The organism is Pseudomonas sp. FSL R10-1339 (assembly GCF_009600545.1).
Taxonomy (GTDB): Bacteria; Pseudomonadota; Gammaproteobacteria; order Pseudomonadales; family Pseudomonadaceae; genus Aquipseudomonas; species Aquipseudomonas bubulae.
The window spans coordinates 44781-60983 of record NZ_WIVQ01000020.1 but is presented as its reverse complement, the minus strand read 5'-3'; the positions used below and the strand labels follow the sequence as shown (position 1 = coordinate 60983).

15 protein-coding genes are annotated in these 16203 nt (G+C 58.8%); 7 read left to right on the top strand and 8 right to left on the bottom strand.

Annotated features, from left to right (window positions below; translation table 11 throughout):
* A partial coding sequence (locus tag GHO03_RS09060) for a thiamine pyrophosphate-dependent enzyme (RefSeq protein WP_256668468.1) occupies positions 1 to 853 on the top strand: 853 nt, incomplete at its 5' end.
* Here the strand turns inward: GHO03_RS09060 and GHO03_RS09055 are convergent.
* A complete protein-coding gene (locus GHO03_RS09055; RefSeq protein ID WP_095003044.1) occupies positions 848 to 1777 on the bottom strand; it encodes an AraC family transcriptional regulator in 930 nt (309 codons plus the stop codon). The two genes, GHO03_RS09060 and GHO03_RS09055, sit on opposite strands and share 6 nt — an antisense overlap.
* Before the next feature lie 319 nt (positions 1778 to 2096).
* Between GHO03_RS09055 and GHO03_RS09050 the strand changes: the two genes are divergently transcribed.
* Both GHO03_RS09050 and GHO03_RS09045 read left to right on the top strand, forming a co-directional pair.
* Positions 2097 to 2411 (top strand): putative quinol monooxygenase, encoded by a 315-nt coding sequence (locus GHO03_RS09050; RefSeq protein WP_095003043.1) that lies wholly within the window; start codon positions 2097 to 2099, stop codon positions 2409 to 2411.
* 34 nt (positions 2412 to 2445) lie between these two features.
* Complete coding sequence (locus GHO03_RS09045; protein WP_095003042.1) at positions 2446 to 2679, top strand: hypothetical protein; 234 nt, start codon at positions 2446 to 2448, stop codon at positions 2677 to 2679.
* Here GHO03_RS09045 and GHO03_RS09040 read toward each other — a convergent pair whose 3' ends face one another.
* The 6 genes from GHO03_RS09040 to GHO03_RS09015 all read right to left on the bottom strand — a co-directional run bounded on the left by GHO03_RS09040 (position 2680) and on the right by GHO03_RS09015 (position 8792).
* Positions 2680 to 3300 carry a flavin reductase family protein gene (locus GHO03_RS09040; protein ID WP_095003041.1) on the bottom strand — a complete coding sequence of 207 codons (621 nt, stop codon included), beginning with the start codon at positions 3298 to 3300 and terminating at the stop codon, positions 2680 to 2682.
* 188 nt (positions 3301 to 3488) lie between these two features.
* A complete protein-coding gene (locus tag GHO03_RS09035; protein WP_095003040.1) occupies positions 3489 to 3785 on the bottom strand; it encodes a hypothetical protein in 297 nt (98 codons plus the stop codon).
* Between the two features lie 629 nt (positions 3786 to 4414).
* Positions 4415 to 5737 carry an MFS transporter gene (locus tag GHO03_RS09030; RefSeq protein WP_095019406.1) on the bottom strand — a complete coding sequence of 441 codons (1323 nt, stop codon included), beginning with the start codon at positions 5735 to 5737 and terminating at the stop codon, positions 4415 to 4417.
* A 259-nt stretch (positions 5738 to 5996) separates the two neighbouring features.
* Positions 5997 to 6818, bottom strand: coding sequence for an ATPase (locus tag GHO03_RS09025; protein WP_153399659.1), 822 nt, complete (start codon positions 6816 to 6818; stop codon positions 5997 to 5999).
* Between the two features lie 29 nt (positions 6819 to 6847).
* Positions 6848 to 7846, bottom strand: coding sequence for an NAD(P)-dependent oxidoreductase (locus GHO03_RS09020; protein WP_095003037.1), 999 nt, complete (start codon positions 7844 to 7846; stop codon positions 6848 to 6850).
* 52 nt (positions 7847 to 7898) lie between these two features.
* Complete coding sequence (locus GHO03_RS09015) at positions 7899 to 8792, bottom strand: LysR family transcriptional regulator ArgP (protein WP_095019404.1); 894 nt, start codon at positions 8790 to 8792, stop codon at positions 7899 to 7901.
* A gap of 103 nt (positions 8793 to 8895) precedes the next feature.
* On the opposite strand from GHO03_RS09015, the gene GHO03_RS09010 reads away from it, so the two are divergent.
* The 4 genes from GHO03_RS09010 to GHO03_RS08995 all read left to right on the top strand — a co-directional run bounded on the left by GHO03_RS09010 (position 8896) and on the right by GHO03_RS08995 (position 14103).
* Positions 8896 to 9498 (top strand): LysE/ArgO family amino acid transporter, encoded by a 603-nt coding sequence (locus tag GHO03_RS09010; RefSeq protein ID WP_095003035.1) that lies wholly within the window; start codon positions 8896 to 8898, stop codon positions 9496 to 9498.
* Between the two features lie 205 nt (positions 9499 to 9703).
* Positions 9704 to 10300 (top strand): superoxide dismutase, encoded by a 597-nt coding sequence (locus tag GHO03_RS09005; protein WP_095003034.1) that lies wholly within the window; start codon positions 9704 to 9706, stop codon positions 10298 to 10300.
* Positions 10301 to 10519: 219 nt separating this feature from the next.
* Positions 10520 to 12595 carry a putative bifunctional diguanylate cyclase/phosphodiesterase gene (locus GHO03_RS09000; RefSeq protein ID WP_372239747.1) on the top strand — a complete coding sequence of 692 codons (2076 nt, stop codon included), beginning with the start codon at positions 10520 to 10522 and terminating at the stop codon, positions 12593 to 12595.
* 161 nt (positions 12596 to 12756) lie between these two features.
* Complete coding sequence (locus GHO03_RS08995) at positions 12757 to 14103, top strand: imelysin family protein (RefSeq protein ID WP_153399658.1); 1347 nt, start codon at positions 12757 to 12759, stop codon at positions 14101 to 14103.
* Positions 14104 to 14733: 630 nt separating this feature from the next.
* On the opposite strand, the gene nuoN is transcribed toward GHO03_RS08995, so the two are convergent.
* Positions 14734 to 16203 carry an NADH-quinone oxidoreductase subunit NuoN gene (gene nuoN, locus GHO03_RS08990; protein WP_095003304.1) on the bottom strand — a complete coding sequence of 490 codons (1470 nt, stop codon included), beginning with the start codon at positions 16201 to 16203 and terminating at the stop codon, positions 14734 to 14736.

Genomic DNA, 16203 nt, shown 5'->3' with positions numbered 1-16203 from the left:
GGTGGCCGAAGCGGATGTGGTGCTGGCGATCGGCACCGAGCTGGCCGAGACCGATTACGATGTGACTTTTGCTGGCGGCTTCGAGATCCCGGGCGCGTTGCTACGTATTGATATCGACCCGGACCAGACCGTACGCAATTACCCGCCGACCCTGGCGCTGGTGGCCGATGCCAACCTGGCGAGCGAGGCATTAGTGGCAAGTCTGGCGCAGTTGCCAGCACGGGATCCGCAGTGGGGTGCTGTGCGGGTCAGCCGTCTGCAGACGCAGTTGGCCACCGAATGGGATGCCCCGACCCGCGCCCAGACGCGTTTTTTGCAGGCGGTTTTCGATGTTCTACCGGATGCCGTGTGCGTCGGCGATTCGACTCAGCCGGTGTACACCGGCAACCTGACGTTTAACCCCGAGCAACCACGGCGCTGGTTTAACTCATCGACCGGCTACGGCACCCTCGGCTACGCCCTGCCAGCGGCAGTGGGGGCCTGGTTGGGGCGGCGGGCCAATGGCAAAACGGGTGGCCCGGTGCTGTGCCTGATAGGTGATGGCGGACTGCAATTTACCCTCGCCGAACTGGCCAGCGCAGTGGAAGCGCAAACCCCGATCATCGTGCTGCTGTGGAATAACCAGGGCTATGGTGAGATCAAAAAATACATGCTCAATCGCGCCATCGAACCCGTGGGGGTCGATATCTACACCCCGGACTTTATCGCTGTGGCCAAGGCGCTGGGCTGCGCCGCGCAGGTGGTCGAGGGCGAGGCGCAATTGCGCGCCGCCCTGGCCAGTGCCGCCGACCGCCAGGGGCCAAGCGTGATTGAAATCGACGAGGCGCGCTGGCAAGAATTGCTGACGCTATAGGCTCATGCGCAGGCGCGCCAGGTCTCGAACCGGGGGCGCGCCAAACTGGCGGCTGTACTCGCGGCTGAACTGCGACGGGCTTTCGTAACCCACACGGTAACCCGCCGCCGAGGCATCGAGCCCCTCGCTGAGCATCAGTCGCCGGGCTTCGTTGAGACGCAGCTGCTTTTGGTACTGCAACGGACTCATGGCGGTCATGGCCTTGAACCTGTGGTGCAAGGTCGACACGCTGAGATTGGCTTCGCGCGCCAGGCTGTCGATACGAAGCGGCTGCTCAAAGTTGCCGTTAAGCCAGGAAATAGCTCGGCTGACGCGATGGTTCTGGCTGTTCTGGCTGGCGATTTCATACAAGCGATAGCCCTGGGGGCTGCGCAACAACCGATACAGAATCTCACGGCGAATCAATGGCGCCAGCATGGCAATGTCTTTGGGTGTGTCGAGCAGACGTGTCAGACGCAAGACTGCGTCGAGCATTGGCTGGTCTATAGGCTCAACATACAGCCCGCGCCCGGTGGGTCGCGACGGCACGCCCAGGGGGCCGGCATCGCTGATCAACGTGGTGATTTCCACCGGATCGATATCCAGACGCAAGGCCAGTACCGGGTGTTCGGGGGAGATTTCCAGCACCCGGCCACTGATCGGCATCGACACGGACACCACCAGATAATTGAGCGGGTCGTAGGCAAAGTACTCGTCCGCCAGACGCACCTCCTTGCGCCCCTGGGCCATGATGCACAGCGCGGGTTTTGGCAGGCTGGGAGCGAAATCGCTGGGATGACTGTGGCGCGACACAAACAGCGCGTCGACACCGGTGGTGAACGAACCGTCTTGCGGGGCATGGCGAAAAATCAGGTCAGCCAGTTCCACGCGCTGTTTTTCAAGCGCGGGCTCGAGCGCGGGTCGCGGCGGTTCCAGCAGTGACATGGGTTGCATCCTCATCAAAGCAACAGGGCAGGCACAGCTTAAGTTTGTGCAAGGCCAAGGGGTAGCTGATTTCTGTCGTTGTCTTGCCTGATCCTGTCATTGCCTGAAGGCACAGGCCTGCCCAAGCCGTTGCAGACGCTTGACCTTGCTCGAAACCCTGATGAACTGGCCCTTTGCCCGATCATGCCATGAGGCAGCGGTTCGGTGCGCTTTTGCAGAATCGTGCAAGCCTGGGGCAGGAATCGACTAACGGCGTACAGGGGCCGGCCCCTAAGCTTTGAACCTCCCCCCAACACCACTTTGCTTTGTGGAGGCCTGCATGCCCCAGCTTAATGCCGTCAGTCATTTGACACTGGTTCGCGCCCGCGCAGGGTGTTCGGCCCGGGTCGAGGCTTGCCTGAGCCAGTTGATCGAACCGACGCTCCAGACCCCCGGCTGCCTGCACTTTGCCTTGCAGCATTGTGATAACGACCCGCAACTGTGGCAGGTGGCGGGCTACTGGCAGGATGAACCCTCGATGCTCGCGTATTTCAATTCATCGCTTATGGAAATATACGGCGCGCTGGTGCACCAGCAAGTGGTGGACAGTCTCGATTTTCAGACCTTCAGCGATGTGGGCGGGCTGAACAGGTAGAATGCCGGTTTTTCCATAGGCCGGGAGTTGAAGCATGGCGCGTAAAGAATTTGCACAGTTTGAAGCGGTATCAGCTGTAGTTCCGGTTGAGCCCGGCGTTTATCACGCAGCGATTGCGGTCAAAGCCTTGTACGAAGGTGGAGCGCCGCGCTTTCACAAAATTCTCACCGAGCACACCTTCAAGACTGCGACCGCCGCCGATGCCGCCGCGGCCGAGCAACTTGAAGCCCTGCAAGGCGTCACTGATGACGCCGAACTGGTTTGGTAATCAGCGTGGGCGATGCATTTTGAACAGTGCTTCAGGGCCCAGCTGGAAGTAGTCCGCCGGGCCGCCACCACGCAGGATCGGTTCGGCGGCCGCGGTATCGTAAATCCCGTCCTTGAGCAGGTGCCTGGCAATATGCACCGCCACCACCTCCCCCAGAATCAGCCAGCTCGGCACCAGTTCCTTGTCTGCCCGTTGCAACTGAATGATCTGGGTGACCTTGCATTCGAACGACACCGGCGTCTCGGCCACCCGTGGCACGCTGATCACCCGTGACGGTACGGTGCTCAGCCCGGCCAGCTCGAACTCATTGACCTCGGGCCCAACCATGGCACAGCTCTGGTTCATGGCTTCGGCCAGCGGCCGGGTGGCGAGGTTCCAGACAAACTCGCCGGTTTGTTCAATGTTATTGAGACTGTCTTTGCGGCCCACACTGCAAAACCCGATGATCGGCGGGATGTAGTTGAACGCGTTGAAAAAACTGTAAGGCGCAAGGTTCAGACGGCCCTGGGCATCCTGTGACGAAATCCAGCCGATAGGTCGCGGGCCGACTATGGCATTGAACGGATCATGGGGCAGGCCGTGGCCCTGGGAAGGTTCATAGAAATGGATATCGTCATGCACGGGAAGTGTCCGCAAACGGCTGAGATAGAGGGCCTATAGTGCAAGGCATTTGCCGGGATTACAAAAGCTTGCGAGGTTTTGTAGCAACTGCCGTAGGAACGAGGCTGCTAAGGATTGGATCTCCACTGTCTTACCCCCAAAAACGACTAAGCCCGGCCAAGGCCGGGCTGGAGTGCCTGATTCAGGTGTTAGCTGAAGTGGGCGCCGTGAGTGCGATCGTAGCCATCAGCAGCGAAGGTGTCCGATTTGGTACGGCTGAAACCGTCTTCTGCAAAGGTGGCCGAGCCGGTTTTGTCGTAGCCGTCCTCTGCAAACGTAGCCGAACCTGTGCGGTCATAACCGTCAGCAGCAACTGCAGCAGAACCTGTACGGCTGTAGCCATCTTCAGCAAAGCTCGACGAATGGGTTTTATCGAAACCATCGGCGGCAAAAGCGTTGAAGGCCAGGGCAGAAAAAGCAGCAGCGAGGATAAGTTTGGTTTTCATGATAAAGCTCCTTGTTTCGTGTTTGGGGTGTTCAGTGGGTATGGGCTTAAGACTACGCCGATTAATTTGATTAAAAAGCGCAAAAAATAGCGCTAAGGAATCGATTAATTCGATATGTAGGCCCGCGCCGAACCAGGCTCTTGACGACGTCCAGCTCCCGGTGGGGCGGCACACATGTTCTGCCGGCCATAGAGGTGTTGCTGAGATTGATAGTGGGCTAACAGAATTAACTGACTATTAATTCAAATAAATCGCACTCACAGACAGGCTTTCATCAGTCCATTACCCATTTTTTGCTGCGCGAGCACCCGTCTTCGCCGGCAAAAAAGCCGGTACCCAAACGGCTTTGTACCCCTCGAGAACTGGAGCCTGGAATGAACGAACTTCCTCAGTTCACCTTGGCGTTTTGGGTGATAAAAGTTTGCGCCACGGCTTGGGAACTGCCTTGGGTGACTACCTGGCGGATGATTCGGAGCTGGATTTCGGCACCATCGGCCCTTGGCGGGTACTGGCGGGGATATTGGTGGCCATGATCGCCGGGAGGCGGATCTGAAAAGCAAACAGGCCGGCCAATTGGCCAGCCTGTCAAATAGCAGTATCGGCTAACCCCTGTGGGAGCGGGTGGGCTGTCAGTCAGTCTCGATGCGCGAGTGCTTGCGGGTGTCTTTCATGGTGGCGTACACCGCCAGCGAGCAGGCAATACAAGCTGTCACGTACCAGTAGTAACCGGTTTCCATACCTGCACTCTTGAACCACAGAGCGATATATTCAGCTGTACCGCCGAAGATCGACACGGTCAGTGCGTAAGGCAAACCAACACCCAGTGCGCGAATTTCCGTGGGAAACAGTTCCGCTTTCACCACGGCGTTGATCGAGGTGTAGCCACTGACAATAATCAGCGCGGCCATGATCAGGAAGAACGCACCCCACCAGGTGGTAATGGTGTGCAGAGTGGTCAGGATCGGTACGGTAAACAGGGTACCCAGTACACCGAAGGCGATCAGGATCGGACGACGGCCGATCTTGTCGGAAAGCGCGCCCACCAGCGGCTGAATGCACATGAACAGAAACAGCGTGGCGGCCGAGATGGTGGTGGAATCCGAGATGCTCATGCCCACCGTGTTCACCAGGTACTTCTGCATATAGGTGGTGTAGGTGTAGAACGCCAGCGTGCCGCCCATGGTCAGGCCAACTACGGTCATCAGCTCTTTGGGGTGGCGCAGCAGGGTGCGCATGGCGCTTTCTTTAGGCTTGACCCTGGTTTTTTTGAACGACTCGGTTTCTTCCATGCCTCGACGTAGATACAGCGCGACCACGGCACACAGGGCGCCGATCACGAACGGTACGCGCCAGCCCCAGCTGTACAGTTGCTCTTCGGTGAGGGTCTGTTGCAGCACGATCAGCACGCCCAAAGCGATAAGCTGCCCCGAGATCAGGGTTACATACTGGAAGCTCGAGAAGAAACCGCGACGTTCCTTGGTCGCCATTTCACTCAGGTAAGTGGCCGAGGTGCCGTATTCGCCACCCACCGACAGGCCCTGCAGCAAGCGGGCGAAGACCAGCAGGATAGGCGCCCACACGCCGATGGTTTCGTAACCCGGCGACAGGGCAATTACCAGCGAACCGAAGCACATCAACAGGACCGAAGCCATCAGCGCGGCCTTGCGGCCTTTGCGATCCGCGTACAGGCCCATTAGCCAGCCGCCGATCGGGCGCATCAAAAAGCCCACGGCGAAGATCGCGGCGGTGTTGAGCAGTTGTGCGGTGGTGTCGCCCTTGGGGAAGAAGGCCTTGGCGAAGTACAGCGAAAACGCGGCGTAAACGTACCAGTCGTACCACTCGACCATATTGCCGACGGAACCGCTGAAAATCGATTTGATACGGCTGGAGGTGGTCTTTTCTTTAGGCGCCGCAGACACGGCCCCGGCAGGCAGGGTGCTGGAGTTATCCATTGAATGGATCCTTCTTTCATTGTTTTTTTATAGCGCGTCAAAACGCGAGCTTGCTGGGCTATAGCAGAACTTGTGCCAACGCTTGAGACCACGGTTTACATGGCTTGCGGGAGATGGGTAGGCGGGAATCCGCTGATTTTCAGCGTTGCAATAAGCGGAAATCCGCCGACAGGCACATGCAGGTATGACTGACGCCACACATCAGCCCCCTCTCCCTGCGGGAGAGGGCCGGGGTGAGGGGCAAACCCTCAGCACAGGCTCAAGGTCGAGCGCTGATCTGCTTCTGCAGGTTCTGCATCTGGCTTTGCAGGGTGTTGATGTTGCGCGTCATCTGGGCACGGAACACATCGAACTCGGCAGCATTGGCACCTTGAGCTGGTGCGGGGCGGTTCTCAAGTTCGCTTTTGAGCACGATCATATCCTGCTCCAGGCGCTCCACCGCCGCGCCCGGGTTGCCCTGTTTCTTCAAGGCCGCCACATCCGTGGCCTGTTGGGCGACACCTGCCTTGAGCGTGGCCAGTTCAGTACCCAGACTCTTGATATCGGCTTCGAGCCTGGCCTGGCTTTCTTTCTGGGCAGTCACTTGCATCAACATCGCGGCATTGATTTGCTCAAAGCGCTGATCCAGATCCCCCTGCTGCCCCGCCACCAGCCCTTGCTGACGCTTGCTCTGCTCAAGCAGCTGTTCTTCTAGCTGCTTGATCTGCAACTTCAAGACTTCGCTGCCATTGTTGATTGTCGATTCACTGGCAACCACCTTGCCGGATATGGCCTGCAGGCGCCCGGCTGCCTCTTCGCTGATACGGGCAAAGCTCTCCTGGGTGGCCACCAACTGCTGCTCCATCAGCGAAATCTGCTGGAAGCTCCACCAGCCCAGCCCGCCAACGGCCACCAGCAAGGCGCAGATCATGGCCCACAAAGGCCCGGTACTCGGACCCTTGACCTTGATCACCGGGGTATTGCGCGAATACACCGTAGTGCGCTCACGGGCACCAAAGCTGGACGCCGGTTCGTCATGGTCATCGGTATCGGCGCGAAGGGTCGGCACATTGTCAAAGTCGTCGCGGGCATCGTTACGCATCGTAAACCTTTAAAAATGGCGGCAAGCGGTCAGCGGTAAGGGGATTCCTGAGCTTTCCACCAACCACAGAATTCATCAAGCGCGGACCACAGACTCACCTTGGGATCGTAGTCGAGGTAGTGCCGGGCGCGGCTGATGTCGAGGGTAAAGTCTTTATCCATGATCTGCACCCCCAAACGCGAGAGTGACGGTTCGGGCTGCCCCGGCCATAACTTGCAGGCAGCTTCGTTAAGCGCGCCACGGCTGTAGGCCGTGGCGTAACCACGATAACGGGTCACTTGCGGCACGTTCATCTGGCGCATCACATAATTGACCACATCCCAATACGGTATCGGCGTGCCATTACTGATGTTGTAGGCCCTGCCCAACGCCGCTGCACTGCTCAACAGGCTGCTCATCAGCGCTTCGTTGAGGTTTTGCATACTGGTGAAATCGACCTTGTTCAAACCGTTGCCAACAATGGCCAGACGACCTTTGCGCTGCTGTTTGATCAATCGCGGGAAGAGGCTCATGTCCCCTGCCCCCGTCACAAAACGCGGGCGCAGGGCAATCACTTCAAGGCCAAACTCCTGGGCACCGAACACCTTCTGCTCCGCCAGGTTTTTAGTGGCGGCAAAAGGGTGCCTGAAGCGCTTGGGCAACTGTTCTTCGGTCAGGTCGGTGTGGTTGCGACCATCGAAGTACAACGCTGCCGATGACAAATGCACCAGACGCCGCACCCGCTGTTTCAGACAGGCTTCAACTACGTTTTCAGTCACCAGCACGTTGTCGCGGTGGAAGTCCTGGTAGCGCCCCCAGGCACCCACATGCCCCGCACAATGCACCACCGCATCGACATCCACGCACAAGTCGCGCACCAGCAGGCCATCGGTCAAATCACCCGGGATAAATTCAGCGCCGCGTCGTACCAGGTGTTCGACACCTTCGGCCCGACGCCCGCTGACCCGTACGTCAAAGCCCTGCTCCAGGGCAAAACGCGCAAAGCGTCCGCCAATGAAGCCGCTTGCGCCGGTGACCAGAATCTTCATCAATCACTCCAAATGCTGTAATTCGTGCTGCTTGCTCTTTAAACGCCGGTTATCAGGCCAAAGGCACTAACCAACGGGCTGCCGAACGAGATAAATGTTCGGTCAGTTGCCCCAGCAGTTGTCCGCCATTGCGCCAATGATGCCAGTACAATGGCACGTCGATGGGTTTATCTGGCAAAAGCTCCACCAGGCGGCCATTTTCCAGTTGTTCGCGCACTTGCAGCTCAGGCACCAGCCCCCACCCCAGGCCGGCCTCAGCCAAACGGATAAAGCCTTCGGAAGATGGGCATAAATGGTGCTCAAAACCGCCATCCACACCCAGCGAAGCCAGGTAGCGATGTTGCAGAAAATCATCCGGGCCGAACACCAGCGCAGGGGTCTTGGGCAACTGCGCAGCGCTGACGCCATCCGGAAAATGCCGTGCAATAAACTCTGGGCTGGCCAGCGCCCGGTAACGCATGGCGCCCAGCAGCACACTGCGGGCCCCGGCGACCGGCCGTTCACTGGCACACAGGCAGGCAGCCACTTCACCGGCGCGCATGCGTTTGAGGCCAACGGTCTGATCCTCAACCACAAGGTCTAGCAACAGGTGCTGCTCGGCGCAAAAATCCCCCACGGCCGGCGCCCACCAGGTGGCCAGGCTGTCGGCATTCAAGGCGATGCGCAGGCGCTCGGGCAAACCTTCATCGTCCAGCGCCGGCACCGCACTTTGCAAGTCACGCTCCAGCAAACGCACTTGCTGTACATGGTTGAGCAGGCGCCGGCCGATTTCGGTCGGGCTTGGCGGCGTCGCGCGTACCAGCACCGGCTGGCCGATACGGGCTTCAAGCAATTTGATGCGCTGGGAGATGGCCGATTGGGACAGCCCAAGCACCTGCGCCGCCCGTTCAAAACCGGCCTGTTCCACAACGGCGGCCAGGGCCGAGAGCAACTTATAGTCGAACATCAGTTTTCCTAATGAGCGATCAGCAATATTGGTTTTTCTTATACATCCAAGGGCAGGAGAATAGCCAGCAGCAACCCCGCCTGCAGTACAACGAGTAATCCTTATGTGGCAAAGCTACCTTAATGGCCTGTTGGTCGCGTTCGGCCTGATTATGGCCATCGGCACCCAGAATGCCTTTGTGCTGGCGCAAAGCCTGCGCCGTGAACACCACCTGCCCGTGGCGGCATTTTGCGTAGTGTGCGATGCCCTGCTGGTGGCGGCCGGGGTGTTTGGCCTGGCGACCCTTCTGGCGCAAAACCCGCTATTACTCAGTGTTGCGCGCTGGGGCGGGGCGGTGTTCTTACTCTGGTACGGCACCCAGGCACTGCGCCGGGCGTTTTCCACATCGAGCCTTGAGCATTCTGCCAGCCAGACTGCTCGCTCGCTCAAGGCAGTGATGCTCAGCGCACTGGCCGTCACCCTGCTCAACCCCCACGTTTACCTTGATACAGTGTTGCTGATCGGTTCCCTTGGCGCCCAGCAAAGCGTGCCCGGCGCTTATGTGGTGGGCGCGGCCAGTGCTTCGCTGATGTGGTTTTTCACCCTGGCGCTGGGTGCGGCCTGGCTTGCACCGTGGCTGGCACGGCCAAACACCTGGCGTATCCTGGACTTGCTGGTAGCGGTGATGATGTATGCAGTGGCGCTGCAGTTAATTGTTTCAGGCTGAGCATAACCCTGTTCCCACAGGCAAAAAAAAATAGTCCCACATGTGCTGAAACGTCTATCCCACACAGTTGTCGCGTGGTTATGCCGTCACCCCGGTGCTATGATCCTGACCCTGCGCCGCAAAGAGTAAAAACTCATCGGCGCGTGTTTGGCCGCCCGTGATCGGCCTTGCGCTCATCGCAACTGACCTGATTAGGAGAATCATCATGGCTTTCGAATTGCCGCCGCTGCCGTACGCACACGATGCCCTGCAGCCGCACATCTCCAAAGAAACCCTGGAGTTTCACCACGACAAGCACCACAACACCTACGTCGTGAACCTGAACAACCTGGTGCCAGGCACCGAGTTCGAAGGCAAAACCCTGGAAGAGATCGTCAAAACCTCTTCGGGCGGTATCTTCAACAACGCCGCTCAGGTCTGGAACCACACCTTCTACTGGAACTGCCTGGCGCCAAACGCCGGCGGCCAACCGACTGGCGCGCTGGCTGATGCCATCAACGCTGCCTTCGGTTCGTTCGACAAGTTCAAAGAAGAATTCAGCAAGACTTCCATCGGCACCTTCGGCTCCGGCTGGGGCTGGCTGGTGAAGAAAGCTGACGGTTCCCTGGCCCTGGCCAGCACCATCGGCGCCGGCAACCCGCTGACCAGCGGCGACACCCCGCTGCTGACCTGCGACGTTTGGGAACACGCCTACTACATCGACTACCGCAACGTGCGTCCGAAGTATGTAGAAGCGTTCTGGAACCTCGTTAACTGGAAGTTCGTTGCTGAGCAGTTCGAAGGCAAACCCTTCACTGCCTAAGTCTCGCTCCAGATAAAAAAACCCGGCATTGCCGGGTTTTTTTTGGCTTGCTAAAAAGCCCATCCAATCCGGGCCAGCTAGTATGAAAGCGGCGGGAATTTTTCAGGCTGCGCCTCAAGTTCAAGGTGAAGATACCGACACAGTAGCCGTTACAAGCGCTGCACATTGGTCACTTGCACTCTGGCAAAAAATCGTTCACATACAAGGCCACAGGCATTAATGGCAGGAACAGGGAATAGCGCTTTGAAGCGGCAATTCAAAAACAGCTTGTCACTCAAGTTGCTCCGCATCGTGCTGCTTTCAGCAGTGGTCGTTGGAGGCGTGCTGAGCTGCGCACAGATCGTGTTCGACGCCTACAAAGTCCGACAAGCCGTTACGGCAGATGCCGAACGAATCCTCGACATGTTTCGCGACCCCTCAACCCAGGCGCTTTACAGCCTGGATCGCGATATGGCCATGCAGGTTATCGAAGGTCTGTTCCAGGACCCAGCGGTGCGCAAGGCTTCCATCGGCCATCCCAATGAAGCGCCGCTGGCCGAAAAAAACCGCGAGTTGCAAAGCTCATCGAGCCGCTGGGTGACCGACCTGATACTGGGTCAGGAGCACAGGTTCCGCATTCCGTTAGTTGGCCAAGGCCCATACAGCGAGTACTACGGCGACCTGAGCATCACCCTCGACACCGCAACTTACGGTCAGGGCCTGTTGACCGATTCGGCGGTGATGCTGTTTTCCGGCCTGTTGCGCGCTCTGCTCATGGGGCTGGTGTTGTATCTGGTCTATCACTGGCTGCTGACCAAGCCGCTGTCAAAAATCATCGGGCACCTGACCAGCATCAATCCCGATCGCCCCAGCGAACATGTGATCCCTCTGCTCAAGGGCCACGAGCACAACGAGCTAGGGGTGTGGGTCAATACATCCAACCAGTTGCTGGCCTCGATCGAGCGCAACAACCGTTTGCGTCACGAAGCCGAAAGTTCGTTGCTGCGCATGGCCCAGTACGACTTTTTGACCGGCCTGCCCAACCGCCAGCAATTGCAGGGGCAACTGGGCAAGATCCTCACCGATGCCGGCCGCCTGCAACGCCGTGTCGCCGTGCTGTGCGTGGGCCTGGACGACTTCAAGGGCATCAACGAACAGTTTGGTTATCAAACCGGCGACCAGTTGCTCCAGGCCCTGGCCGACCGTTTGCGCGCCCACAGCGGCAGCCTCGGTGCGCTTGGCCGTCTGGGCGGCGATCAATTTGCCCTGGTGCAGGCCCATATCGAACAGCCCTATGAGGCTGCCGAACTGGCCCAGAGCATTCTCGACGACCTCGAATCGCCGTTCAGCCTTGACCAGCAAAATATCCGCCTGCGCGCCACCATCGGCATCACCCTGTTCCCTGAAGACGGCGATACCACCGAGCAGTTGCTGCAAAAAGCCGAACAGACCATGACCCTGGCCAAAAGCTATTCGCGCAGCCGTTATCAGTTTTATATCGCCAGCGTCGACCGCGAGATGCGACGCATGCGCGAACTGGAAAAAGACCTGCGCGAAGCCCTGCTGTGCAACCAGCTTTACCTGGTCTATCAACCGCAGATCCGCTACAGCGATCACCGCGTGGTCGGCGTAGAAGCCCTGCTGCGCTGGCAGCATCCGGAGCACGGCATGGTGCCGCCCGACCTGTTTATTCCGCTGGCCGAGAAAAACGGCAGCATCATTGCCATTGGCGAATGGGCGCTGGACCAGGCCTGCGGCCAGCTGCGCGAATGGCACGACCTGGGTTTCAGTGAATTGCGCATGGCCGTCAACCTGTCCACCGTGCAGTTGCACCACATAGACCTGCCCCGGGTGGTCAACAACCTGCTGCAACGCCACCGCCTGGCCCCGCGCAGCCTTGAGCTGGAAGTGACTGAAACCAGCCTGATGAAAGACATCAGCACCGCTGCCCAGCACCTGCTGAGCCTGCGACGCTCCGGTGCATTGATTGCGATTGATGATTTCGGTACCGGTTATTCATCCCTGAGTTACCTCAAAAGCCTGCCGCTGGACAAAATCAAGATTGATAAAAGCTTTGTGCAGGACCTCATCGATGACGGTGACGATGCCACCATCGTGCGCGCCATCATCCAGCTCGGTAAAAGCCTTGGCATGCAGGTCATCGCCGAAGGTGTCGAAACGGTCGAACAGGAAGCCTATGTGATCGCCGAGGGCTGCCATGAAGGCCAGGGTTACCTGTACAGCAAACCCCTTGGGGCACGGGAGCTGGTGGCTTATCTCAAGCAGGCCCGACGTAACAAGGCCGTCATTATGTAAGTCCTTATTTCGAGATTCACGAAAGACCCGGGGCAGAGCTGAAGTAAATAAGAAATATTTCCAACAGTAGCCCTTTACAGAAAATGCATATCTTTCGCATCATGTGGCAGTTTCGCGTGCAGCCGCACGCTTGTCCCACCTCTCGAAGCAGGATTTTCGCCATGATTCGTATGCCTCTGGCTACCGCCAGTCTGCTGGCCATTGCTATCTCACTCGCCGGCTGTGGCGACAAGGACAAGGAAAAAACCGCAGCAACCCCTACGCCAGCAGCCGCCACCATTACCGCGACGCCTGCCACTGACATCACGGCGGCAAAAGTCGACGAAGCTGCCGCCAAGGCCGTCGTTGCCCATTACGCCGACATGGTTCACGCCGTGTACAGCGACGCCGAAAGCACTGCCAAGAAACTGCAAACCGCCATCGATGCATTCCTGGCCAAGCCCAACGACGAGACCCTCAAAGCTGCCCGTGCCGCCTGGGTTGAAGCTCGCGTGCCTTACCTGCAGAGCGAAGTGTTCCGCTTCGGTAACACCATCATCGATGACTGGGAAGGCCAGGTGAATGCCTGGCCCCTGGACGAAGGCCTGATCGACTACGTTGACGCCAACTACGCCGGCGCACTGGGCAACCCGGGTGCCAACGCCAACATCATCGCCAACCCCCAGATCCAGATTGGTGAAGACAAGGTCGACGTAACCGAAATCACCCCTGAAACCCTGGCCAGCCTCAACGAGCTGGGTGGCTCCGAAGCCAACGTAGCCACCGGCTACCACGCCATCGAATTCCTGCTGTGGGGCCAGGACCTCAATGGTACGGGCCCGGGTGCAGGCAACCGTCCTGCTTCGGACTATCTGGAAGGCGAAGGCGCCACCGGTGGTCATAACGATCGTCGTCGCGCCTATCTGAAAGCCGTGACCCAACTGCTGGTCAACGACCTCAACGAAATGGTCGGCAACTGGGCACCAAACGTGGCTGACAACTACCGCGCCACGCTGGAAGCCGAGCCGGTACAAAACGGCCTGCGCAAAATGCTGTTCGGCATGGGCAGCCTGTCGCTGGGCGAACTGGCCGGCGAGCGGATGAAAGTGTCCCTGGAAGCCAACTCCCCTGAAGACGAGCAGGACTGCTTCAGCGACAACACCCACAACTCGCACTTCTACGATGCCAAGGGCATTCGCAACGTGTATCTGGGTGAGTACGTGCGTGCTGACGGCACAAAAATGACCGGCCCAAGCCTGTCGTCGCTGGTGGTGGTCATTGACCCGGCTACCGACGCCACGCTCAAATCCGATCTGGCCGACACCGAAGCCAAGATCCAGGTCATGGTTGACCGCGCCAACAAGGGCGAGCACTACGACCAGTTGATCGCAGCTGACAACGCTGCGGGCAACCAGGTTGTGCGTGATGCCATCGCTGCCCTGGTCAAGCAGACCGGAGCCATCGAGCAAGCCGCTGGCAAGCTGGGCATCAGCGACCTGAACCCGGACAACGCCGATCACGATTTCTGATCTGCAACGTTTGAGTGAATGAACAATAAGGCGACCTTCGGGTCGCCTTTTTTGTAGGCCGCTTCGGCGCGAGCAAGAGAACTTCAACATCGAGCCTGCTCGCTACGACAAGGTTTTGCCTTTGCCTTTGCCTTTGCCTTTGCTTTTGCTGTGGCCACTCGATTAGCCAAGCGACGTGAATGCCCCTCACAGAAGGCCGAACGCAGGTGCTGTTATGGGGGTGGCGCGGCAGGACGCCGCGCCAACCGCGATGGGCCATGGATGGCCCGTCGCGGCGTGCCCCCATAACAGTGCCGGAGTGAGGGCACCGGCGAGCCTGGGCGAGGCGGCCGTATGGTAGGGCGAGGACTTTTTGGTTCCTTTTTGGTCCTTCAAAAAGGGACTCGCCGTAAGGGCGAAACCACTATTTCAGTTGGACGCGGATGCTGGATATGTACGCTGTGGGTCAGTTGTTTTGCAACGTTTACTTACCGTAACACCGCGCCGTCTGCATCGCAGGCAAGCCAGCTCCCACAGGTTTAGCGTCGCATAGAAATCCTGAGTATTTACAACTTCCACATGATTTGTGGTGCAACAAAAAACCCCGTGAAGGCCAGGCCTCCACGGGGTTTTGGGTACAGCCGCTAACGCTTAGCCAACCAGGCCCAGGGTTGCCTGTTGCACCAGCTGCAGCATCGGCTGCGGGTAGACACCCAGGAAGAACACCAGTACCGAGACCGCCAGCAGCATCACGCCGCCCGCTTTCTGTTCCCAGTTCAGCGGTGCATCGTGGCGATGCAGTTTCGGCTCGACCAGGTACAGGGTCACCATCACACGCAGGTAGTAGAACACGCCAATGGCGCTACCCAGGATCAGGGAACCCACCAGCCACCATTGGTGAGCTTCAACACCGGTGGCAATGATGTAGAACTTGCCGATAAAGCCGGCGGTCAGCGGGATACCCGCCAGCGACAGCATCATCACGGTCATCACCGCAGTCAGGTACGGACGACGCCAGAACAGGCCGCGGTACTCGTACAGGGCGTCGGCGTCACGGCCTTTGTACGGCGAGGACATCAACGTGATCACACCGAATGCACCCAGGCTGGTCAGCACATAGGTGATCAGGTACACGCCGATGGCTTCCATGGCCATGCCCTTGCTCGCCACCAGGGCGATCAGCAGGTAGCCAAAGTGAGCGATGGACGAGTAACCCAGCAGACGCTTGAGGTTGTTCTGGGTCAGTGCCAGCAAGTTACCGAACAGGATCGAGGCAATCGCGATCACGGTCAGGACATCGCTCATCACACCGGTGGTTGCCGATGGGGTGATCTGGAACAGACGCACCATCACGGCAAACACGGCAACTTTCGACGCGGTAGCCAGGAACGCGGCGACCGGCGCCGGAGCACCTTCGTATACGTCCGGCGTCCACAGGTGGAAAGGCACCAGCGACAGTTTGAAGGCCAGGCCCACCAGCATCATGCCCAGGCCCAGTTGGGCAATGGCGCTAGGAGCGCCAGTGGCCGCCAGGGCGTGACCGATACCGCTGAAACTCAAGCTGCCGGCTTCGGCGTACAGCAAGGCCATGCCGAACAACAGGAACGCGGAACCGGCTGCCGACAGCACCATGTACTTGATGCCGGCTTCCAGGGAGCGCTTGTTGAAGAAGGCATAGGCCACGAGGCCGTAAACCGGTACCGAGAGCAGTTCCAGACCGATAAACAAACCGGCCAGGTGTTGCGCGCTGACCAGCACAATACCGCCGGTCGCTGCCAGCAGCATCAGCAGGTACAGCTCTTCGCGGTTGCCCGGATAGCCCGTGCCGCCTTCACCCAGGTAGGCGTGCGCCAGGGTGACGCAGGCCAGGGTCGCGACCAGGATCAGGCCGATATACAGATAGGCGAAGTTGTCCATCATCAACAGCGGGGTGACAGCCAGTGGTACAACTTTCAACGCCGGGAAGATCGACAACAGGGCCAGGTTAAGACCCGCCACCGAAAGCAGGAAGGTCTGTGAATGGTTGCGGCGCCACGCGATTGCCAGCATCACCACAACAACGGTGAGGCTGGTAATCAGCAGTGGAGCAAGCGCGATAAAGTGTTGGATCGTGAATTCCAT